The sequence below is a fragment of the Streptomyces rhizosphaerihabitans genome, from assembly GCF_025399795.1.
GTDB classification, from domain to species: domain Bacteria; phylum Actinomycetota; class Actinomycetes; order Streptomycetales; family Streptomycetaceae; genus Streptomyces; species Streptomyces rhizosphaerihabitans.
Genome location: NZ_JAODTZ010000002.1, coordinates 44,518 through 65,323, shown reverse-complemented (window position 1 = coordinate 65,323; position 20,806 = coordinate 44,518). Strand labels below are relative to the sequence as shown.

At 70.6% G+C, this 20,806-nt stretch carries 18 protein-coding genes and 1 pseudogene; 12 read left to right on the top strand and 7 right to left on the bottom strand.

Features of this window, described 5'->3' with window-relative positions:
- Positions 1-158: 158 nt before the first annotated feature.
- The gene (locus tag N4G66_RS02325; RefSeq protein ID WP_261702202.1) at positions 159-2,195 is read right to left on the bottom strand and encodes a thioredoxin domain-containing protein; all 2,037 of its coding nucleotides are present in this window, start codon (positions 2,193-2,195) and stop codon (positions 159-161) included.
- Between the two features lie 384 nt (positions 2,196-2,579).
- On the opposite strand from N4G66_RS02325, the gene N4G66_RS02320 reads away from it, so the two are divergent.
- The gene (locus N4G66_RS02320) at positions 2,580-5,774 is read left to right on the top strand and encodes a tetratricopeptide repeat protein (protein WP_261702201.1); all 3,195 of its coding nucleotides are present in this window, start codon (positions 2,580-2,582) and stop codon (positions 5,772-5,774) included.
- A gap of 156 nt (positions 5,775-5,930) precedes the next feature.
- On the opposite strand, the gene N4G66_RS02315 is transcribed toward N4G66_RS02320, so the two are convergent.
- Together N4G66_RS02315 and mca are read right to left on the bottom strand one after the other, a co-directional pair.
- Positions 5,931-6,191: a hypothetical protein gene (locus N4G66_RS02315; protein ID WP_391858735.1), complete on the bottom strand. Its 261-nt coding sequence runs from the start codon at positions 6,189-6,191 to the stop codon at positions 5,931-5,933.
- The gene (mca, locus tag N4G66_RS02310; protein ID WP_261702199.1) at positions 6,184-7,065 is read right to left on the bottom strand and encodes a mycothiol conjugate amidase Mca; all 882 of its coding nucleotides are present in this window, start codon (positions 7,063-7,065) and stop codon (positions 6,184-6,186) included. Before mca ends, N4G66_RS02315 begins: the two co-directional genes overlap by 8 nt.
- Before the next feature lie 151 nt (positions 7,066-7,216).
- On the opposite strand from mca, the gene N4G66_RS02305 reads away from it, so the two are divergent.
- Both N4G66_RS02305 and greA read left to right on the top strand, forming a co-directional pair.
- Positions 7,217-7,618, top strand: coding sequence for a DUF4307 domain-containing protein (locus N4G66_RS02305; RefSeq protein WP_261702198.1), 402 nt, complete (start codon positions 7,217-7,219; stop codon positions 7,616-7,618).
- Between the two features lie 211 nt (positions 7,619-7,829).
- Positions 7,830-8,327, top strand: a complete 498-nt coding sequence (greA, locus tag N4G66_RS02300; RefSeq protein ID WP_261702197.1) for a transcription elongation factor GreA — start codon at positions 7,830-7,832, stop codon at positions 8,325-8,327.
- Positions 8,328-8,441: 114 nt separating this feature from the next.
- On the opposite strand, the gene N4G66_RS02295 is transcribed toward greA, so the two are convergent.
- From N4G66_RS02295 to ilvA, 3 genes are all read right to left on the bottom strand, one after another.
- Complete coding sequence (locus N4G66_RS02295) at positions 8,442-9,299, bottom strand: ABC transporter permease (protein WP_261702196.1); 858 nt, start codon at positions 9,297-9,299, stop codon at positions 8,442-8,444.
- Positions 9,296-10,330, bottom strand: a complete 1,035-nt coding sequence (locus tag N4G66_RS02290; RefSeq protein WP_261702195.1) for an ATP-binding cassette domain-containing protein — start codon at positions 10,328-10,330, stop codon at positions 9,296-9,298. The genes N4G66_RS02295 and N4G66_RS02290 overlap by 4 nt, the downstream gene beginning before the upstream one ends.
- Before the next feature lie 184 nt (positions 10,331-10,514).
- The gene (ilvA, locus tag N4G66_RS02285; protein ID WP_261702194.1) at positions 10,515-11,744 is read right to left on the bottom strand and encodes a threonine ammonia-lyase; all 1,230 of its coding nucleotides are present in this window, start codon (positions 11,742-11,744) and stop codon (positions 10,515-10,517) included.
- Between the two features lie 165 nt (positions 11,745-11,909).
- Here ilvA and N4G66_RS02280 point away from each other — a divergent pair, with 165 nt between their 5' ends.
- From N4G66_RS02280 to N4G66_RS02270, 3 genes are all read left to right on the top strand, one after another.
- Positions 11,910-12,416 carry a MarR family winged helix-turn-helix transcriptional regulator gene (locus tag N4G66_RS02280; RefSeq protein ID WP_261702433.1) on the top strand — a complete coding sequence of 169 codons (507 nt, stop codon included), beginning with the start codon at positions 11,910-11,912 and terminating at the stop codon, positions 12,414-12,416.
- Between the two features lie 197 nt (positions 12,417-12,613).
- A complete protein-coding gene (locus N4G66_RS02275; protein WP_261702432.1) occupies positions 12,614-13,111 on the top strand; it encodes a sigma factor-like helix-turn-helix DNA-binding protein in 498 nt (165 codons plus the stop codon).
- Complete coding sequence (locus N4G66_RS02270; RefSeq protein ID WP_261702193.1) at positions 13,108-13,359, top strand: hypothetical protein; 252 nt, start codon at positions 13,108-13,110, stop codon at positions 13,357-13,359. Before N4G66_RS02275 ends, N4G66_RS02270 begins: the two co-directional genes overlap by 4 nt.
- 157 nt (positions 13,360-13,516) lie before the next feature.
- Here the strand turns inward: N4G66_RS02270 and N4G66_RS02265 are convergent, their stop codons facing one another.
- Positions 13,517-14,671 (bottom strand): cystathionine gamma-synthase, encoded by a 1,155-nt coding sequence (locus tag N4G66_RS02265; RefSeq protein WP_261702192.1) that lies wholly within the window; start codon positions 14,669-14,671, stop codon positions 13,517-13,519.
- Between the two features lie 180 nt (positions 14,672-14,851).
- On the opposite strand from N4G66_RS02265, the gene N4G66_RS02260 reads away from it, so the two are divergent.
- The 6 genes and pseudogenes from N4G66_RS02260 (at position 14,852) to N4G66_RS02235 (ending at position 20,794) form a co-directional block, all read left to right on the top strand.
- Entirely contained in the window at positions 14,852-15,970 is a 1,119-nt protein-coding gene (locus tag N4G66_RS02260; RefSeq protein WP_261702191.1) for a hypothetical protein, read from the top strand.
- A gap of 153 nt (positions 15,971-16,123) precedes the next feature.
- Entirely contained in the window at positions 16,124-17,230 is a 1,107-nt protein-coding gene (locus N4G66_RS02255; protein ID WP_261702190.1) for a serine hydrolase domain-containing protein, read from the top strand.
- Between the two features lie 226 nt (positions 17,231-17,456).
- Positions 17,457-17,600, top strand: a pseudogene (locus N4G66_RS02250) (DUF4291 family protein); the annotation flags it as partial.
- A 136-nt stretch (positions 17,601-17,736) separates the two neighbouring features.
- Entirely contained in the window at positions 17,737-18,636 is a 900-nt protein-coding gene (locus N4G66_RS02245; protein ID WP_261702188.1) for a phosphotransferase family protein, read from the top strand.
- A 176-nt stretch (positions 18,637-18,812) separates the two neighbouring features.
- Positions 18,813-19,403, top strand: a complete 591-nt coding sequence (locus N4G66_RS02240) for a hypothetical protein (RefSeq protein ID WP_261702187.1) — start codon at positions 18,813-18,815, stop codon at positions 19,401-19,403.
- A gap of 512 nt (positions 19,404-19,915) precedes the next feature.
- Positions 19,916-20,794, top strand: coding sequence for a CPBP family intramembrane glutamic endopeptidase (locus N4G66_RS02235; RefSeq protein ID WP_261702186.1), 879 nt, complete (start codon positions 19,916-19,918; stop codon positions 20,792-20,794).
- Positions 20,795-20,806 lie beyond the last annotated feature (12 nt).

Here is a 20,806-nt window from a genome sequence, read left to right as displayed (position 1 = left end):
CCCAGTCGCGACAGTGCGTTACACCTGTCGCGACACCGTGGAGAGACTATGGGCGGTCTGTGAAGGGCAAAGAATCCTCTGGTGAAGAGCGTGTTTCATCACGCTCGGTCGGCTTGCTGAACAATCGGCGCTCTAGGGGTGTTTGAACCGGTTGGTAGTCACGTCTTTCGGCCGTTCAGAGCCGTGCGAAGCCGGTCGGGATCGGTCGTCGGGGCGTCGCAGGCGAAGTTACGGCAGACGTACGCGGCAGGCTTGCCGTCCACCAGGGGGCGGCCGGAAAGCAGCGGCAGCTCGTCACTCTCCGGAGCTCCCACCGCCAGGACGACACCCGGCGCGGTTCCCAGAAGTGCCGTACGCCGCAAGGCCGTTGTGGCCGGATCGCTCCCCTCCCCCACGACCGCGACCTCCCGGGGACCGTCGAGCAGCGCCTCGGCCACCGCGAGCCCCCACCCGATGAAACGGGGCGCCCGCGGCCCGAGCGCCTTCACCACGCCGAGCGCCCGCTCGGCGGCGGTGCGATGGGGCTCCGCGCCGGTCTGGGCGGCATACGACAGCAGCGCTCCGGCCGCCGCGCTCCACCCCGAGGGCGTGGCGTTGTCGGTCGGGTCCTGCGGACGGCGGATCAACCGCTCGGCATCGGCCGCCGTGTCGTACAGCGCACCCGACTCGTCGTCCGTGAACTGCGCGAGGACGTGGTCGAGCAGGAACCCGGCGAACTCCAGCCAGACCCCTTCCCCGGTCACGGACGTCAGCGCGAGGAAGCCCTCGGCGACATCCGCGTAGTCCTCCAGCACCCCCGCGTGGGCGCCGACTCGGCCGTCCTTGCTGGTGCGGGCAAGGCGCGCCCGGTCATCCATGTGCAGCCGTACGAGGAGGTCGGCGGCGCCGATCGCGGCCTCCACCAGATCGGGTCGGTCGAAGTAGGCTCCGGTCTCCGCGAGGGCGGCCACCGCGAGCCCGTTCCAGGCGGCGACCACCTTGTCGTCCCGCCCGGGGGCGGGCCGCCCGGCCCGTGCCGCCAGCAGCCGCTCCCGCACGGAGGCGACCTTCTCGGCATCGAAGACGCCCTCCTGCTGCGGGAGTTGCAGTACGGACGCACCCTCCTCGAAGGTGCCCTCCTCGGTGACCCCGAAGTGCTGGGCGGCGAGTTCGGCGTCCGCGTCCCCGAGCACCTCACGCAGCTGCGCGGGCGTCCATACGTAATACGCGCCCTCGACATGCCTGCCGGTGCCGTCTTCGCTGTCCGCGTCGAGCGCGGAGGCGAACCCGCCCTCGTCGGTGCGGAGTTCGCGCACCAGGAAGTCCGCGGTCTCCAGAGCCACCCGCCGGGCGAGCTCGGACCCGGTGGACCGCCAGAGATGGGCGTAGACCCGGCAGAGCAGGGCGTTGTCGTAGAGCATTTTTTCGAAGTGCGGGATCACCCACTCGCGGTCGACGGAGTACCGGGCGAAGCCGCCGCCGAGCTGGTCGTAGAGGCCGCCGCGCGCCATCCGCTCGCAGGTGTCGACGGCCATCTGGAGAGCGCCCTCGGAGCCGGTCCGCGCGTGGTGACGCAGCAGGAACTCGATCACCATGGACGGCGGGAACTTGGGCGCCCCGCCGAACCCGCCGCGCGCGGCGTCGTAGTCCCGGGTGAGTCCGAGCAGTGCGGCGGCCAGCTCCTCCTCGCCCGGCACCTGGCTGTCCCCGAAGGACATCTCCCGCTCGGCGAGATCCCGCGTGATCTTCCCCGCGACCTCGGACACCTCGTCGCGCCGGTCGGTCCAGGCAGCGGCCACGCCCTCCAGCACCTGCCGGAACGACGCCATGCCGTGCCGTGGCTCGGGCGGGAAGTAGGTGCCGAAGTAGAAGGGCTCGGCATCCGGCGTGAGGAACACCGTCATCGGCCAGCCGCCCTGCCCGGTCGCCGCCTGCACCGCCTCCATGTAGACGGCGTCGACGTCCGGCCGCTCCTCCCGGTCGACCTTGATGCTGACGAAGTGGTCGTTCAGATACGCGGCTGTGGCGTCGTCCTCGAAGGATTCGTGCGCCATGACATGGCACCAGTGACAGCTGCTGTACCCGACGCTCAGCAGAACGGGTCGGTTGCTTCTGCGGGCCTCGTCGAAGGCCTCGGCCGACCACGGCCACCAGTCGACGGGGTTGTCGGCGTGCTGGAGCAGATACGGGGACGTCTCATGGGCCAGTCGGTTCACCCTGCCACTCTCCCACGGCGTCCGGGACGGCGTAGAAGCGCAGGTGCACCGGGCGTGCCCCTGCGGGGGCATCTTCACGAGGGTGGCCGTACCGGTCGAGGAGGGCCCGGGATCCGCGCACGAACGCGCAGCCGGGCGCCCTCTCCTCCAAGCCCTGCTCCGGGCGGTGGCGGAGGCGGCGCCCGCCCGCGCGTGTGTCTTCCCCGCCCTCTCCGGGGGTGTGCCTCACGCGAGGGACAGGGCGGGTCCCGTACCCCTGAAGGAGCGGACACCACGCCGGTCGGACGATGTGATCCACGGGATTGATCGACGGCCCTCTCGCGCTCGCGTCCTCCCCGAAGGACACTCATAGGCCAGGGAGTTGCTGCCGGAGGGGGACGTGACATGCGGGACAGCCATCGGGCGGAGGCCGAGCGGCTGTTGGTCCGGGCCGTCGAGGAGGAGGTACGCCGCTACGGAGGGCGCGTGGACGGGGGTGCGCTGCTGTCGCGGACGCGGGCCGCGCTCGACGCGATGGCGGAGACGGCCGCCGAGGAGTACACGGCGTACGCACGGGCGCTGGACGAGTCTCAGGCGGGACGGCAGACCTTCGGGCAGCGGTTCGCGCGCGAGGGATCCGGAACTCCCCTGCTGGTGGCCGCTGTTGGTGCACTCGCGGCCGTCGTCGCCGACCTGGCCCTCGGCGCCGGCGCGGGGACGGCCGTCGGCACCGGAGCGACGGTGGCCGTGGCGGGCGCGGCGGCGACCGTCCTCAAGGTGACGGCCTCGCACGTGCCGGCCGCGAGCCGCCGGGCCGGAGCCCTGGCGCAGCCCGGCGGCCCCGAGCAACTGCGCCTCCAGTGGCTGACGGCCCTGGAAGTGCGGGGCGTCCGCCCGTTCCTCGACCAGCAGCGGGTGCTCACCGCCTCCACCGGCGCCAAGAAGGGTGCGCCCCAGCTGCGGCGCACCGACAAGAGCGCGGCGGCCCGCAGGCGCAGTGTGCTCGAGCAGTCCTTCGGCCAACTTCCGGAGCAGGAAGGTCCGTTCACCGGGCGCCGGACCGAGCTGTCGCGGGTCGCGCAGTGGGTGCACGCGGCTCGGGCGAGCACCGAGACGAGGCCGACGGTCGTGGTGCTGCACGGCGCGCCCGGCTCCGGCCGCAGCACGCTCGCGGTCCGGGCGGCGCACGCCCTCAAGGACCAGTTCCGCGGCGCGTGCGTGGTCGACCTGCGGGGCGACAGCCCGGACGACCCGCCGCTCACCACCCGCGACGCGCTGCTCCACCTGCTGAACCGGCTCGGCGCCCCGCGCGAACAGCTCCTCTTCCGTGAGCGCTCCTCGCAGGACCAGCAGGTCAGACGTCTGAGCGAGCTGTATCACCAGCATCTGACGGGCCTGCCCGTGACGATCGTGCTGGACGACGCGAGCGACGCCGAGCAGGTGCGCACCCTGGTCCCCGAGCGCTCGGAGAGCCTGGTCCTGGTCACCGCGCGGGGTCCCCTCGACCTGCCCGCCGACCTCCCCGCCTGGGTGCACCAGCTCCCCGTCGAGGCGCTGGACGCGGCGGGCTCCGAGGAGTTGCTGACCGCGGCGGCGCAGGACGCGTCCGGTCCGTACGACGCCGAATCAACCGACCGGATACGGGAGTTGTGCGGCGGGCTGCCGCTGGCCCTGCGCGTCGCCGGCTCCTCGCTCGGCCCGCGCACCCCGCGCGGACTCGCCACCGACCTCGCGGCCTACGGCCCCGTGGAACCCGTCGAGCGGGTGCTGTGGCTGCGCTACACGGACCAGTCGGACATGACGCGCCGGCTGCTGCGCCGGCTGGCCCTGGCCGGTCGTGCCTCGCTGGGCGCGGCAGCGGCGGCGTCCCTCCTCGCGACGGACGAACCCGAGGCCGTCCGCCATCTGACCGCCCTCTCCCGGGCGGGCCTGATCGACCACGTGCGCGGCAGCCGCTATCGCCTGCACGACCTCGTGCGGACGTTCGCCGCGGCCCGTCTCCTCGACGAGGAGGAACCGTCGGAGCGCACGGCGGCGCAGGAGCGCCTGATCGTGAACTACGCGGAACTCGCCGACTCGGTGATCCGATTGGTGGACGGCAAGACGTCTACGCGCGCCGACCAGTTCGGGCCGCACGGCTTCACCTCCCTGGATGCCGCGCTCCGCTGGCTGGACGACGAGTCGAGCTTCATCACGGCGGCGCTGCGGCACGCGGAGGGGGTGGACCAGGCGGCGGTGCTGAACCTGCTCGGCGCCCTGTGCGACTACTGCCTGCTGCGCGGTGACCTCTACCGGCTGGGCGAGATCAGCGAGCTGACCCAGGCGGTCGACCAGGGCCTCCTCGTCCGCTCGGTGCAGTGGCGCACCGGTATCGCGGCCCGCCAGCTGGGCGAGCTGGACAAGGCGCGGACGACCCTGGCGGCGGTGGTGGACCTCTATTTCGAGGCCCACCACGACGCGGGGGCGGCCAGGGCGCTGTGTTCCCTCGGCATCACGCTGCACCACCAGGGCAACCTCATCGAGGCGACGGCCAGGCTCCAGGAGGCCATGGACCTCCAGGCCGCACCCGAGCTGGCGGCCGACCGCGCCTGGACGATGCACGCGCTGGCGGCGGTGGAACGCGACAGATCCCGGCTCGTCCAGGCCCTCGGCCTCCTCACCGAGGCCCTGGTCCTGCACCGCGAGAGCGGCTCGGTGCACGGCGAGGCCTGGGCCCACTTCCAGCTCGGCCAGCTGGGACTGCGCATGGGCGACGTGCCGCGCGCCGAGCGTGAACTGCGCGAGGCGCTCGACCTGTACGGCCGTACGCGCGACGCCCGCGGCGAGGCCTGGGCGCTCACGCAGCTGGCCCGCGCCCGGCTCGTCGAGGGCGACCCGTCCTCCGCGGTCGACGGGCTGCGCCAGGCGGCCTCCCGGCACCGTGAGAACGAGGACGCGCGTGGTGAGGCCTGGACTGTCTACTACCTGGGCCAGGCTTTGGAGGAGACCGGCAACCTGGACCAGGCCGTGCGCGAGCTGGAGCGTTCCCGGACGATGTTCTCCCGTATGCGGGACGTCTACGGCCTGGCCTGCGCGCGCCACCACTCGGCCCGCGTGACCCGCGACCAGCGTGCCGCGCAGACGGGCTCGCTGCGGAACTCGGGCTTCGCCCGTCAGCTCCTCGTCGACGCCCGCGCGGACTTCCAGCGCATCGGGGTGGCGCACGGCGAGGCGTGGACCTGCCTGGAGCTCGCCGTCGTCGACGCCGGCAACGCCCGTACCCAGCAGGCGCTGTCCTTGTGCGAGGAGGCCCTCGGCCTGTTCGCCTCGTACGGCGACCGTCGCGGGGAGGACTGGGCCCGCTTCCTGCGCTGCACCCTGCTCCCGTACGCGGCCCCGGGCGGCCACGAGGTGGGCGCCGCGGTGGCCCAGGAGGAACTGTCACAGCTCGCGCGCGCCGGCCACTCCACCCGCGACGGCCGCCTCGACGACTTCATCGAGGCGTACCAGCTGCTGCTGGAGCGGGGAGTGGACCTGGACGCCGGCTGGCAGGCCTGGCGCCTGGGCATGGTGCCGGGACGCCACGCACGCGACGTGATGGGCGTGAGCGTGATGACGTGAGAAGGGGCCGAGCTCCCGCAGGGCCCGGCACCCCGCAGGGGCTGGAGCTCCCGCGGGACCCGGCACCGTCCGCGACCGACTTCTTGCCGGTGCCGGTGTTCTGCACCCCGCAGGGGCTGGAGCTCCCGCGGGGGCCAGACCCCCGCGGGCGCGCGCTCAACCCTTGGCGGGGCTGGGCTTCCCGCCGGGGACGGACCGGTCCGCGCCGCCCGAGCCCTCCGGCCCGTTCTCGGGGTCCTGCTCGAAGGTGACCTTGCCCATGTGGCGGTTCATGGACTTCATCAGGCCCCAGACGGCCAGGGCCATCACCGCGAAGACGATGAAGCCGAGGACGCCGGGGGTGACCTTGTTCTCGTCGACCTCCTTGGCGAGGGGGACGAGGTGCGTCAGTGCCAGGCTTGCGCTCATGTCAGGCATTGTCGCGGATGCCCGCAAAGAGGTCGTCCTCGGGGAGGGATGTATCGACGAGGGACTTGGCGAGCTCGTACTCCTCGGTCGGCCAGACCTCCCGCTGGATGTCCATGGGGACCTTGAACCAGCCGCCGTCGGGGTCGATCTGCGTGGCGTGCGCGATCAGCGCCTTGTCGCGGATCTCGAAGAAGTCCGCGCACGGAACATGCGTGGTCAGCGTGCGCTCGGCACGCTGGAACTCGCTCCAGCGCTTCAGCCAGTCCCCGTACGGCGACTCCATTCCGCGGTCCAGGAGCGCGTGGTGCAGCGCCTCGGTGCGCGGGCGGTTGAAGCCCTGGTTGTAGTAGAGCTTCTGCGGCTGGAACGCCGGTCCGAACTCGGACTCCGGGTACTTCTCGGTGTCCGAGGCACCCTCGAACGCCACCATCGAGATCTGGTGGGTCATGATGTGGTCGGGGTGCGGGTAGCCACCGTTCTCGTCGTACGTGGTGATCACCTGCGGGCGGAACGAGCGGATCTGCTTGACGAGCTCGCCGGCCGCCTTGTCGATGTCCTCCAGGGCGAAGCAGCCCTCGGGGAGCGGGGGCAGCGGGTCGCCCTCGGGCAGGCCCGAGTCGACGAAGCCGAGCCACTCCTGCTTGACGCCGAGGATCTCGCGGGCCTCGTCCATCTCCTTCTTGCGTACCTCGTGGATGTGCTCCTCGATGTACTTGTCGCCCTGAAGCTTGGGATTGAGGATGGAGCCGCGCTCCCCGCCCGTGCAGGTCACGACCAGCACGTCCACCCCCTCGGACACGTACTTCGCCATGGTGGCCGCGCCCTTGCTCGACTCGTCGTCGGGGTGGGCGTGAACGGCCATCAGTCGCAGCTGGTCAGTCAAGACTCAATCCTCGGTCGGTCGGCTGTCGCCTGAGTACGTCGGCTGTCGGCGCCCGGCGTGAATCAGCGCTTCGGGCGGCTTCTATAGTGACGGAATCGGGGGGCGAATAATTCCGGGGTCCCCATCACGGACCCCAGCCGAGAGGACGATCATGAGCACGGCGAGCGCGCAGCTGCCCGAGGGCCGGTACGGCCGCTCCGCGGACGAGCGCGCCGACCGGAAGCTCAAGATCGTCGGCAGCGTTCTGGGTGTCGCCCTGATCGGCCTGATCGGCTGGTTCGGCTACGACTACATCGCCGGGACCAGGATCAGCGCCCAGGTGATCACCTTCAAGGCGGTCTCGGACAGCGCGGTCGAGGTGCACCTGGAGGTGCACAAGGACTCGGGTACGAACGGCTACTGCACGTTGCGTTCCCAGAGCGCCGACGGCATCGAGGTGGGCCGCGCCGACTTCCGCTTCGACCAGGGCGCCTCCCGCCTCGACAAGGTGGTTACCCTGCGTACGACGGCCCGGGGCTCCACGGCAGAACTCCTCGGCTGCCACACGGGCTGAACGGCATCGCCGCCCCTGGCCCGACGGCATCGACACCGGCCGGCATCACTCTCGGCAACAGGTAGCTGACCTGCGTCGATGTAATTCTGATGTCTTATGTCCTCGCCTCCGAGCCGCTGAATTGTTAGGCTCGTGGTTTCGCCCACCCGTGAGAGAACATGCTTCAGGGTAGGGCGATGCTTTGTATTCCCAGTACCTACGAGGAGCACCTGTGACCCAGACCAGTGAGAACGTCACCTGGCTGACCCAGGAGGCGTACGACCAGCTCAGGGCCGAGCTGGAGTACCTGTCTGGTCCTGCGCGCACGGAGATCGCCGCCAAGATCGCGGCCGCGCGCGAGGAGGGCGACCTGCGCGAGAACGGCGGGTACCACGCGGCCAAGGAAGAGCAGGGCAAGCAGGAGCTCCGAGTGCGCCAGCTGACTCAGCTCCTGGAGAAGGCCAAGGTCGGCGAGGCTCCCGCGGCGGACGGCGCGGTCGCACCGGGCATGGTCGTGACCATCGCCTTCGACGGCGACGAGGACGACACCCTGGACTTCCTGCTCGGCTCACGCGAATACGCGAGCTCCGCCATCGAGACGTACTCCCCGCAGTCCCCGCTGGGCTCCGGTGTGAACGGCAAGAAGGTCGGCGAGGACGCCCAGTACGAGCTGCCGAACGGCAAGCTCGCCTCGGTGAAGATCCTCAAGGCCGTGCCGTACCAGGGCTGAGCCCAGGACCGGCGAAGACGATGCCCCCGGCCGCCGGCCGGGGGCATCGTCGTATCCGCGTCGACGCCCGGGTCTACGTCTGCGTCCGCGTCGACGCCCGGGGCGATGTGCGCGTCACGCCGTCGCCGAGCGGTACTTGCGGACCGCGAGCGTCCGGAAGATCAGGACGATCAGGACGGAGTAGATCACCGAGGCCCAGATCGAGTGCCGCATGGGCCAGGCCTCGGATTCCGACACCCCGGGGTTGGCGAACAGCACACGGCAGGCCTGCACGGTGGCGCTGAACGGGTTCCAGTCCGCGACATGCCGCAGCCAGGGCGTCATGTTGGCGGTGTCCACGAACGCGTTCGAGATGAACGTGACCGGGAAGAGCCAGATCAGCCCGCCGGAGGTGGCCGCCTCGGGCGTCCGCACGGACAGGCCGATGAGCGCGCCGATCCAGGTGAACGCGTACCCCAGCAGAAGCAGCAGCCCGAAGGCGCCGAGGACACGGAGCGCGTCGGTGCTGCCGGTCGTGCCGACCCGCCAGCCGACCATCAGGGCGACGATCGCGAGGACGAGCAGGGTCAGCGCGGTCTGCACGAGGTCGGCCAGGGTGCGGCCGGTCAGCACCGCTCCGCGCGCCATGGGCAGGGACCGGAAGCGGTCGATGAGGCCCTTGTGCATGTCGTCGGCGATGCCCGCGCCGGCGCCCGCGGTGGCGAAGGTGACCGTCTGCGCGAAGATGCCCGCCATCAGGAAGTTGGTGTACGCCTCGGCGCTGGTGCTGCCGCCGATCTTCATGGACCCGCCGAAGACATAGGTGAACAGCACCACGAACATGATCGGCTGGATCAGTCCGAAGATCACCATCTCGGGAATGCGTGACATCCTGATCAGGTTCCGCTTGGCGATGACCAGGGAATCCCGGATGGACTGGGTGATCGGGTTCGAGGGCACCGCGACCTGTACGGCGTCGCTGACGGCGCTCACTTGGTCGCCTCCTTCTTGCTCTTGCCGGTCCGGGCTTCCTTGCCCTTGCCGGCCAGGGCGCCCGCCGGCCCTCCGTTCTCCTCGGCCTTCTCCTCGGCCACATGGCCGGTGAGGGAGAGGAAGACGTCGTCGAGGGTGGGGCGGCGCAGGCCGATGTCGTCGATCTCGATGCCGCGGGTGTCCAGCTCGCGGATCACCTCCGCGAGGAGCTTCGCGCCGCCGGTGACGGGCACGGTGAGCTTGCGGGTGTGCTCCTCGACCGTGGTCTCGCCCTTGCCGAAGCCGCGCAGCACCTCGGAGGCGGTCTCCATGTGTTCGCGCTCGTGCACGACGACCTCGACGCGCTCGCCACCGGTCTGCGCCTTGAGCTCGTCGGCGGTGCCGCGGGCGATGACGCGGCCGTGGTCGACCACGCAGATGTCGTGCGCGAGGTGGTCGGCCTCTTCGAGGTACTGGGTCGTCAGCAGCAGCGTCGTACCGCCGGAGACCAGCTGCTTGATGACGTCCCACAGCTGCTGGCGGTTGCGCGGGTCGAGGCCGGTCGTCGGCTCGTCCATGAACATCACCGGGGGCGACACGACCAGGGCCGCCGCCAGGTCGAGACGGCGGCGCATACCGCCCGAGTACGTCTTGGCGGTGCGGTCGGCGGCGTCGGCGAGGTTGAACTGCTCCAGGAGCTCGGCCGCGCGGACCTTCGCCGCCTTCGCCTTCATCTGGTACAGCTGACCGACCATCTGGAGGTTCTCGCGGCCGGTCAGGTACTCGTCGACCGCCGCGAACTGTCCGGAGAGGCCGACCCTGCGCCGTACCGCGTCGGGGTCCTTGACCACGTCGATGCCCGCGACAACGGCCTTGCCGCTGTCGGGGCGCAGCAGGGTCGTCAGACAGCGGACCGCGGTCGTCTTGCCCGCGCCGTTCGGCCCGAGCAGACCGAGCACGGTGCCTTCCGGGACATCGAGGTCGACGCCGTCCAGAGCCCTTACGTCACCGAAGGTCTTCACCAGGCCTTCGGCGTATATGGCGCCTGGCATGAGTGGTCTCCACGTCGTTGGGGATTTTTCGGATGTGCGCGTACTGGGGACTTGTGCAGGACGAGAAAGTCATCGGCCCGGCCCCGTCGGCGCCGATCCGCAGACCCACCATAACGCGATGTATCGCGTCGCTCAATGGATTTTCCCCGAGGGGAAGGACCGGGCTCCGCGGGAGGCTCCGACCTCAGTCGATGACCGTGTAACCCGCCTCGCGCAGCGCCAGATTCACCTCGGCGCAGTGGTCGTGCCCCTTCGTCTCCAGGTGCAGCTCGACCTCCACCTCCGTGAGCCCGAGCCGCGGATCGGTCCGTACGTGGCTCACGTCCAGGACGTTAGCGTCCGCCACTGACAACACCCCGAGGAGCGTGGCCAGGGCGCCGGGCCGGTCCGTGAGCCGCAGCGTGACCGCCAGATAGCGGCCGCCCGCCGCCATGCCGTGCCGCAGGATGCGCTGCATCAGCAGCGGATCCACGTTCCCGCCCGACAGCAGTGCCACCACCGGACCCTCGAAGGACCCGGGCGCGCGCAGCAGTGCCGCCACGGAGCTCGCGCCGGCCGGTTCGACGACCAGTTTGGCGCGCTCCAGGCACAGCAGCAGCGCGCTGGACAGGTTGTTCTCGGAGACCGTACGGACCTCGTCCACCAGCTCCTCGACGAGGCGGAACGGCACGTCGCCGGGCCGGCCGACCTTGATGCCGTCGGCCATCGTGGCCGGGTTCTCGATGGACACCGGCCGTCCGGCCGCCAGTGAGGGCGGGTACGCCGCCGCGCCCTCCGCCTGCACCCCGATGATCCGTACGTCCGGGCGCAGCGACTTCACCGCGAGGGCCACGCCCGCCGCCAGCCCGCCGCCGCCGATCCCCAGGACGATCGTGCGCACCTCGGGGCACTGCTCCAGGATCTCCAGGCCGACCGTGCCCTGGCCCGCGATGATGTCGGGGTGGTCGAAGGGGTGGATGAACACGGCCCCCGTCCTGCGGGCGTACTCCTGCGCGGCGGCCAGGGTCTCGTCGACCACCTGCCCGTGCAGCCTCACCTCGGCGCCGTAGTCACGGGTGGCCGCGACCTTCGGCAGTGGGGCGCCGGTCGGCATGAACACGGTGGACCGCACGCCGAGCAGTGAGGACGCGAGCGCGACGCCCTGCGCGTGGTTGCCGGCGCTCGCGGCGACGACACCCGCGGCGCGCTCCTCCGGAAGCAGGCCCGCGATCCGCACGTACGCGCCGCGCAGCTTGAACGATCCCGTCCGCTGGAGGTTCTCGCACTTGAACTGCACCGGTGCGCCCACCAGCTGGGACAGGTACCTGCTGCCCTCCATCGCGGTCACCCTCGCCACACCCGTGAGCATCTTCTGCGCGCCGCGTACGTCGTCGAGAGTCACGCTGGGAAAGGAGTCAGCCGTGCTGTAGCTCATGACCACCAGTCTCGCAGTTCACGCGGGCGCACTCCCGTGGTGACCACGCTCCGAGACTGTGTTTGCGCAGCCCCGGTACGGCTCGCGCCCCGGCCGCGTAACCTGTCCCCCAACCCAGCTCCCCACGCATGAATTGAGCCCCCGGCCATGCCCACAACACCAGAAATGTCGATGGACATGACGACCGTCGGTGACACCGGTCTTCTCGAAGCCCTGCAGCACGAGGTCGCGGTCTTCGCGCGCCGTGCGGAACAGACCCGGCTCGGCGGGGTGGGGCAGGTGCGCAACTCCATGGACCGGGCCGCCTACCTGCTGCTCAACCGTCTCGACAAGGAAGGGCCGATGGGCGTCAAGGCGCTCGCGGCGAGCATGGGGATCGACTCCTCGACGGTCACCCGGCAGGTCGCCCCGCTGGTCGACACCGGGCTCGTCAAGCGCACCTCGCACCCCGAGGACGGACGCGCCGTGGTGCTCCAGCTGTCCCCGCGCGGCCAGTCCAGGCTCGACGAAGTGCGCACTTCCCGGCGTCAGTTGATGGCCGAGCTGACACACGAATGGGCGCCGGAGGAGCGCGAGGTGTTCTGCGCGCTCCTCACACGCTTCAACAGCGCGCTCTCCGCCCGCCAGGCGGCCCAGGGAATGCCGGCGCCGGAGTCCGAGCCGACCTCCTGAACTGCGCGGGGACGGTGCGCCGTGCCCGGTGTCCCCGGGCCTTCGCGCTCCTGCCCGCGCGCGTGCATGTGCGCCGAACCCTTGACCGGAAGGCGGCACCTGGCCTCATATGAGACCGGGTCCTCGTCGTACACGGTGCGACGGGTCGCACGCGGCCGCGGGCCCTTCCTCAGGGTCGCCCTCAGGGGGGAGGCATGGTGCGAGAACGGCGTGCCTCCCAAGGTGTCCGCCGGACCCGGGAGTTCGAGGCGTTCATGGCGGGCGCGGCAGGGCGGCTGCTGCACACCGCCACGCTGCTCACCGCGGAACCCCGGGACGCCAACCCGCGCGCGCGGCGGCTGCTGACGCTGGCCCTCGCCCATACGTACGCCTCCTGGGACCGGCTGCACGGCGAGGACCCCTACGACAGCGCCCGCCGGGAACTGGCGGCACGCTTCCAGCACGCCGCCTGGCACCGGTACGGGAGCTTCGGGCGGCAGCGCCCCTCCCCGGACAACGTCCTGGCCCGGCTGAGGCCCCAGGAACGGCTGGTGCTCGTCCTCAGGCTGTACGAGGGGGTCGCCGAGGAACAGGCGGCGGCCCTGCTAGGACTCCCCACAGAACGTGTACGGGCGATCTGCGCCCGCGCCATGGCGACGCTGCTGCACCCGCCCCGTGGCCCGGCGCCGACCAGGGTGGAGGTGGCGCCGTCATGAATCTGCCGGAGCGCGAGGCTGCCGTACGACGGATGCTGGAGCAGGTGCCGCAGCCCCCGGTGCCGTCCGACCTGTACGGCGAGGTCGTACGCCGCGGAGGGCGCATGCAGCGCCGCAGGACGGTGGCCCGGCGACTTCTGTGGCTGGCGCTGTTCATCGCGGCCGTCGCCTTCGTCGTCTGGGCGACGACGGCCCGTCCGTGGGTGGAGCCGCCGTCGGAGACGACCCCACCGCTGACTGGCTGGTGACCGGCGTCCCCCACCGACGGGCCGGTGACCGCCGGTGGTGGACGGAGGTTTCCGCTCGACCGCGGGCCCGCTGAAACCGTGTCCCCCGGAGGGGACGGCCACTCCCGCTCGCCCCGGGAAGTGCGGCCCTGCCCTCCGGCCGGACGACGGTTCTCTCCTAGCCCAGGGCCTGCTGAAGGTCCTCGAGCAGGTCGTCGATGTTCTCGATGCCCACGGAGATGCGGACGAGGTCGGCGGGGACCTCCAGCGCCGAACCGGCCACCGAGGCGTGCGTCATGCGTCCCGGGTGCTCGATCAGGGACTCCACACCGCCGAGCGACTCACCGAGTGTGAACACCTTGGCGCGGTTGCAGACCTCGACGGCCGCCTCCTCGCCGCCCTCGACCTGGAAGGAGACCATGCCGCCGAACGCCCTCATCTGCTTGGCTGCGATCTCGTGACCGGGGTGCTCCGGAAGACCCGGGTACAGAACGCGCGTCACGCGCGCGTGCCGGGTGAGCATCTCGGCGACCCGGCCCGCGTTCTCGCTGTGCCGGTCCATGCGCACGGAGAGCGTCTTGGTGCCGCGCAGCACCAGCCAGGAGTCGAAGGGCCCGGCGACCGCGCCCATCGCGTTCTGGTGGTACGCGAGCTCCTCGCCGAGTTCCTGGTCACCGGTGATCAGGGCGCCGCCCACGACGTCCGAGTGGCCGCCCATGTACTTGGTCAGGGAGTGCACGACGACGTCCGCGCCGAGCGCGAGCGGCTGCTGGAGGTAGGGGGTCGCGAAGGTGTTGTCGACGACGAGCCGGGCGCCCGCCTCGCGCGCGATCTGCGCGATCACGGCGATGTCCGTGATGCCGAGGAGAGGGTTGGAGGGCGTCTCGACCCAGATCGCCTTGGTCTTCGAGGTGAGGGCGGCTCGTACCGACTCGGGGTCGCTGGTGTCGGCCACCGACCACTCCACGCCCCACCGCGAGACGACCTTGGCGAAGAGCCGGAAGGTGCCGCCGTACGCGTCGTTGGGGATCACCACGTGGTCACCGGGGCTCAGCAGCGTACGCAACAGGCAGTCCTCGGCCGCCAGTCCCGACGCGAACGCGAGGCCGCGGCGACCGCCCTCCAGGGCGGCGAGGTTCTCCTCCAGGGCGGTCCTGGTGGGGTTGGCGCTGCGGCTGTACTCGTAGCCGCCGCGCAGGCCGCCGACGCCGTCCTGCTTATAGGTCGAGACCTGGTAGATCGGTGGGACGACCGCGCCGGTGAGGGGATCGGCGGTGTTGCCCGCGTGGATCGCGAGTGTCTCGAAATGCTGACTGATGTGCCTGTCGCTCATGAGTCCCGAGCGTAGTGCTACCCCGGGGTTCATGAGACGTCGTACGCCCCTCGCGGGGACTGCCGGAACCCGGGACGGGACCGGGGACGCAACCCGGGCGGGACCCGGGCGGGACCGGGGACGGACTCCGGGACGGGACCGGGTTGGCCAATTGTCGGACCCGTCTGGTTCGCTTGAGCCATGGAGATTCTGTGGGTCCTGATGGCGCTGGCCATGTTCAGCCTGGTGCTGCTGCCTGTGCTGCGGCGCAGACGCATCGGTGTACAGCTGGTCTCGCCCGGCGACCCGGACGCCGCGGACCCGGCGAACTACGGGTTCCTGCGCCAGGAGGAGCTGGACATCCGCATGCCGGGCCCGGACGCGGATCTGCTGAACGTCCTGGACGTGGTGCAGCGGACCCAGGACTACCGCGCGGCCTCGCAGCTGCTGGCCGGCACGGACATCGAGGGCGAGACCCGCTGGCAGCGGGTGCAGGCCTTCGCGGGCGCCGCGTCGCTGGAGCTTCAGCAGCGCCCCGGCGGGGTCAGCGAGACACCCGGCGGGCAGTGGCTGCGGGTGTGGCGCGCCGAGGCCCCCAAGGACGCGGGCGGCGCGGCGGTGCACGCCGAGTTCCTGGTGCAGCAGGCATGGCGGACGTCGACGCCGGGGACCGACGACTTCCGGATCATCATGGAGGAGGCGCGTTCCGCGTGCGGCGACGCGGCGCTGCTGTCCCCCGGTGACCCGATCCCGTACGTCATCGAGCTGTCGGTGGCCCGTGGACTCGCCTACTCCCAGCCGGAGTTCGAGAAGCTCTGGCTGAAGATCCTGGACCGCGCGCCCTCCCACATGGGCGCGCATCTGGCGGCCCTGCACTACTGGTGCGAGAAGTGGCACGGCTCGCGGGAGACGGCGTACTCGTTCGCGGAGGCCGCGGCGGCCCGCGCACCGCGGGGCTCCCTCCTCGCCGCGATACCGCTCTTCGCGGTCTTCGAGCACCTCCCCGAGGTGAACCTGGTCCGCAGCTTCTACCAGAGCGAGGTCGTGACCAAGGCCGTCCACGGCGCGCTGTACGCGGTCCACGCGGCCCGCCCCGACGACCCGATGCTCGCCCACGTCCGCCACCTGCTGGTCCTCTTCCTCGTCCGCGGCGAGCGCTGGTCCGAGGCCATGGACCAGCTGGTGCACGTCGACGGCCACGTCGGCGCCCTGCCCTGGACCCTGACCCACGACCCGGCCGCGGACTACGCGATATACCGCGCCCTGGCGGTAGCGGGATACGAGGCGAACGGCGGCAGCCCGGCGACACTGTCGCACTGACGGCGTCGCTGTCGCACTGACGGCGTCGCTGTCGCACTGACGGCGTCGCTGTCGCGCTCACGGCGTCGCTCGATGCGAGGGCGACTCGGCGCCGCGGGTCCGTAGCCAGAAAATCGGTTGCCCGGCCCCGCCCCTGCGGGCTAAATACCATGCATGGCCGACATTCAGGGCTCGTACGACGACCTCTTCACCGCCGTGCCCAACGCGCTGTCCGCGTTGTTGGACGAGGGGGACGCCGGTGCCTCGGTGGCCGTCTTCGTGGACGGCGAACCGGTGGTGGACGTGTGGGGCGGGTTCGTCGACGCGGCCCGCACGATCCCGTGGCGGCGGGACACGATCACCAACGTCTGGTCCGTCACCAAGACGATGACGGCGCTGTGCGCGCTGATCCTGGCCGACCGTGGCGAGCTCGACCTGGACGCGCCGGTCGGCCATTACTGGCCGGAGTTCGCGAGGGCGGGCAAGGAGAAGGTGCTCGTGCGGCACCTGCTCTCGCACACCGCGGGCCTGCCCGACTGGGACGGGCCGGTCGAGGACCTCTACGACTGGCCGTCCGCCACGGCACGTCTGGAGGCACAGACTCCGCAATGGGAGCCGGGAAGCGCGGCCGGGTACCACTCGCTCACCCAGGGGTTCCTCGTGGGCGAGGTCGTACGCCGGATCACCGGCCGCAGCCTGGGCGAATTCTTCGCGGAGGAGGTGGCCGGACCACTGGGTGCCGACTTCCACATCGGGCTGCCCGCCGAGCACGACCACCGGGTGGCACTCACGATCCCGCCGTCCTCCCAGGACGAGGACTACGCCGCGAGCGCGCCCGGCGGCAAGGCGCATCCCACCGCCGCCACCCGTGTACGGGTCCGCGACGGCAACAGCCTGGCCTGGCGTCGTGCGGAGATCCCCGCGGCTAGCGGCTTCGGCAACGCGCGCTCGGTCGGCCTCGTGCAGTCGGTGACGGCCTGCGGAGGAGCGGTGCGCGGGACTCGGCTGCTGTCGCAGTCGGGCTGCGACCTCGCACGGCAGGAACAGTTCAGCGGCGAGGACCGCGCCCTCGGCATGCCCATCCGCTGGGGCCTGGGCTACGGGCTGTTCGACAACACCTACGGGTGGGGCGGCTGGGGTGGTTCCTTGGTCGTGATCGATCCCGAGAACCGTATGACGGTGGCCTACGTGACGCATCAGATGCGAGAGCCCGCGGACGACAACCGGGGCCTTGAGATGGTGATGGCCGCCTACGACGGGCTCCAGGGTCCGCGGACCTGATCCGACGGGTGAGCGTCGGCACGGGCCCCGGGACAGGAGCGCGCCTCACGGGCGTGGAAGAAGCGGAAGCCTGACCCCCTCCCACCGGAACTCTCGGCGCCCCCGAGGAACGGTGAAACAACGAGCCGATCGGCCGTCGGTTTTCCACAGCCACGACCGGGCAGCTCGTGGACGCCGGCCGAAAATGAATCACCCCTCCGCCCCGGCCGGCCCCACGCCGTACGTCATGGAAGAACCGCAACGCGGGATCCGCGCGTCCCACACGGCATCCACGATCACCGTCTACCAGGCGTACTCCCCGGAAATCGGCGGGCCCGCCGTCCGCGAGGGCAGTTTCCCCGCCACGTGGAAGCGGGACCGGATGACATGGACCACCGAGCCGCATTCACGGCCCCTTCTCCGTCCCTGAAGTAGGGCCGATCGCGCCTTTGTGGGCCTGGCCGGCGACTGCGCTGCCACCCGATGAACACCGCCGACCTCATGCGACCGATTGATAAAGTCGGTCAATGACCAGTCGCAGCCGCGACCGCGTCGCAGACGTCCGCAGCGTCGTGGTCGCGCACATGATCGACTACCAGATCGAGTCCGTTGTGCCGCTTGGCGAGGGCCTGGACAACCTGGCGTACGAGGTCAACGGTGAGCTGATCGTGCGCTTCAGCAAGGAGCGCGACCTGGCACGGCGGACCGCCCTGGTGGGCCACGAGGCCCGCGTGCTTACTGCCGTCGCCGCTATCTCGCCGCTGCCCGTGCCCGAACCGGCGTTCACGGTCGCGGAGCAGGGATGTCTGGCTTACCGCAAGCTCCCCGGTGCGCCATTGTTGGATATGCCGCGGCACCAGCGATCGGCCCACGGCACGTCGATCGCCGCAACGCTCGGCAAGTTGCTCAGTGCGCTGCATGCTGTTCCGATCGATCGGCTGGCCGATCTGGTGGACGCTGACCACCAGCCGCCGGCCGAGTGGCGGCATGAGGCCGCGGAGACATATGTGACGGTGGCCGGGCAGGTACCGGAGGCGCACCGCCGGCCCGTCGAGGCGTTCTTGGATGCTGCACCACCGCACGATGGATGGACCCCGACGTTCTCCCACAACGATCTGGGGATCGAGCACGTTCTCATCGACCCCGTCACATGGACGGTGACCGGCATCATCGACTGGAGCGATGCAGCCGTCGTCGACCCGGCCTACGACTTCGGGCTGCTCTACCGCGATCTCGGCCCTGCCGCTACCCGTGCCGCCATCCGCAACTATCGAACCGACGCCAACGACCTCGCGGCTCTCGGCGAGCGCGCCGTGTTCTATGCCAGGTGCAGTGTCTTCGAGGACCTCGCACACGGCATCGAGACGGAACAAGGCAAGTACGTCGACAAGAGCCTTGCCGCGATGGAATGGCTGTTTCCGCAGTAGCCGCCTCATCCCGACCGAGCGGCTAGGGACATCGCTATGGACATCAACCCCCGTGCGGGTACCAGAGCCCATCGTGCCGCAGCCAGATCAACCCCTTCCACGGCCGAAGCCGGCGGGCCCCCCGGACAGAGGCCCGCTCGCAGCGCATCCCTTTGCCCTGTGTGAGGGTGGGGCGCATGGGCAACTCGCGGGCGTATCCCGTCTTCCGTACCACCGACGTCGTCGAGGCGTGGACTCAGGCACTGCGTCTGAACGCTCTGCTGGAGGAGCGCGACGACGAGGTGATCCTGATGGCCGACCTGCTGACCGTCGAGGACGCACGGCGGATGGCGGCGGTGCTGCCCGAGGCCGAGTTCGACTACGCCGATCCCCGGGTGGACCCGGTGACACGTGACTTTCTGGAGTTCGGCATGGACATCTCCGCCGCAGAGGACTCCGTGCTGGAGCCGGAACTGCCTCTGGCCGTCCTGCATTACGTTCAACCGGGCACCGTGGAGGACCGGTTCGTGCGAGCCGTGGGGAAGGGAATGGCCTCGATCGGCTGGCGCGGCAGGTGGCCGGACGACACAGAGACGGATTCGTACGGCGTTGCCAAGTACGACGGCGTGGAGGTTCTCTTCAACTGCGACGACGTCAGCTGGTTGCAGCCGGCCGACCACCACACCGTCTTCGTTCACGTCGACAAGTGGGGGGATCTTCCGCGGGCAGAGAAACTCGCCGCGCACCTCGGCAGCACCGTGCTGGGAGGCGCCCAGCTCGGTTGGTGAGGGGCGCCGCTCTGCCAGTCCGGTCGACTTCTTGAACAGTCCGTGGAAAGGGCTGTGAGCGCGGCTTGACATGGATCATGCAGCACCGCCGCCTGGCGCGAGACTACGAAGCCCTGCCACAGAGATCGCGGACAGTGATCCGCTGGGCGACGGCCGGCAAAATGTCCCGTGAGCTGACCGGGTCCAGGAACCGCTCAATCATTGTGCGGGTAGCTCGGGACAGGGGCGGTGCCTGCCCATCGGCAGGTACCGCCCGATGAAATCCCGTTCATTGCCCTTCAGTTGCACCCGCGTCATGCAGGATGCGCTACCGGATCCGCTCCATGGCACGGAACGGTCCGCCGGATCGATCACGACTCGATACCCGCCCTGGATGGGCGGGCAGGGGCGGCGCATCCCCCTTGCGAGCTACAGGGATTGTCCATGTGGGGGTGACTCGCGGACGTCGGCGCGTCCCTAGCGTGGTTGTCAGGTCGCCACCGGTGCGACCACCACCACAGGGGGAGGCCACGATGGACACGACGTCCACCGCACCGCACGACACAGGCTCCGGCCCGAACGAAGAGGGCGACGGCTGGGGCGGCCGTTTCGGCCGGATCGTTCGATCTCCGCTCGGCTGGATGCTGACGGGCATGGTCGGTGTCGGTCTCGTCTCGGGCCTGACCGCGACGGGCCCCGGTCCGGTGCCGGCGCTGGGAGCGGCTGCCGCGGTGGCCGTGTACTGGGCGGTCATGCGCTTCGTCGCACGACGTTCCACGCCGGAGATCGCCCGGCACGGGGCCGGCCGGGAGGTATTGCTCGGCGGCGGGATCGGTCTGGGCTTCATCCTCGTGTCCGCACTCCTGATCACGGCTTTCGGGGGCTACTCGTTCTCCTGGGCGGGCAACGGCTTCGTGTCGGTCGTGTGGTCCGCGGTCATGGTGCAGATCGGCGCCGCGGTCACCGAGGAACTGCTGTTCCGCGGCCTCGCCCTGCAGGCTCTGGAGCAGTTGTGGGGCAGCCGGGCCGCCATCGCGATCACCGGGCTGTTCTTCGGCGTCGCCCACCTGGGGGCTCCGGGAGCCAGTGGGCGGAGCGTGGTGGCGATCGCTCTCGAGGCGGGTGTCATGCTCGGTGCCGCGTTCCTGTGGCGGCGTAGCATCTGGTTCGTCGTGGGACTGCACTTCGCCTGGAACACTGTCGAGCAGCTGCTCGGCGTCCCGGTCTCCGGACACACCCCCGAGGCTCTGTACACCGTCGACGTCCATGGTTCCACCCTGTTGACCGGCGACGGCTTCGGCCTGGAGACGTCGATCGTGCCCATCGCCCTCGGCGTACTGATCACCGTCCCGATGGCCGTCCTCGCCCACCGGAACGGCCGACTGCTGCCCCGGCGGCGGGCCCGGCACTGAGACAGGCCGACT

Excerpts from the sequence above, each read along its gene's own strand:
- N4G66_RS02320 (WP_261702201.1), top strand. The coding sequence starts at position 2,580 with ATGCGGGACAGCCATCGGGCGGAGGCCGAGCGGCTGTTGGTCCGGGCC.
- N4G66_RS02315 (WP_391858735.1), bottom strand. The coding sequence starts at position 6,191 with ATGCCTGACATGAGCGCAAGCCTGGCACTGACGCACCTCGTCCCCCTC.
- N4G66_RS02305 (WP_261702198.1), top strand. The coding sequence starts at position 7,217 with ATGAGCACGGCGAGCGCGCAGCTGCCCGAGGGCCGGTACGGCCGCTCC.
- N4G66_RS02290 (WP_261702195.1), bottom strand. The coding sequence starts at position 10,330 with ATGCCAGGCGCCATATACGCCGAAGGCCTGGTGAAGACCTTCGGTGAC.
- ilvA (WP_261702194.1), bottom strand. The coding sequence starts at position 11,744 with ATGAGCTACAGCACGGCTGACTCCTTTCCCAGCGTGACTCTCGACGAC.
- N4G66_RS02280 (WP_261702433.1), top strand. The coding sequence starts at position 11,910 with ATGTCGATGGACATGACGACCGTCGGTGACACCGGTCTTCTCGAAGCC.
- N4G66_RS02270 (WP_261702193.1), top strand. The coding sequence starts at position 13,108 with ATGAATCTGCCGGAGCGCGAGGCTGCCGTACGACGGATGCTGGAGCAG.
- N4G66_RS02265 (WP_261702192.1), bottom strand. The coding sequence starts at position 14,671 with ATGAGCGACAGGCACATCAGTCAGCATTTCGAGACACTCGCGATCCAC.
- N4G66_RS02260 (WP_261702191.1), top strand. The coding sequence starts at position 14,852 with ATGGAGATTCTGTGGGTCCTGATGGCGCTGGCCATGTTCAGCCTGGTG.
- N4G66_RS02255 (WP_261702190.1), top strand. The coding sequence starts at position 16,124 with ATGGCCGACATTCAGGGCTCGTACGACGACCTCTTCACCGCCGTGCCC.
- N4G66_RS02245 (WP_261702188.1), top strand. The coding sequence starts at position 17,737 with ATGACCAGTCGCAGCCGCGACCGCGTCGCAGACGTCCGCAGCGTCGTG.
- N4G66_RS02240 (WP_261702187.1), top strand. The coding sequence starts at position 18,813 with ATGGGCAACTCGCGGGCGTATCCCGTCTTCCGTACCACCGACGTCGTC.
- N4G66_RS02235 (WP_261702186.1), top strand. The coding sequence starts at position 19,916 with ATGGACACGACGTCCACCGCACCGCACGACACAGGCTCCGGCCCGAAC.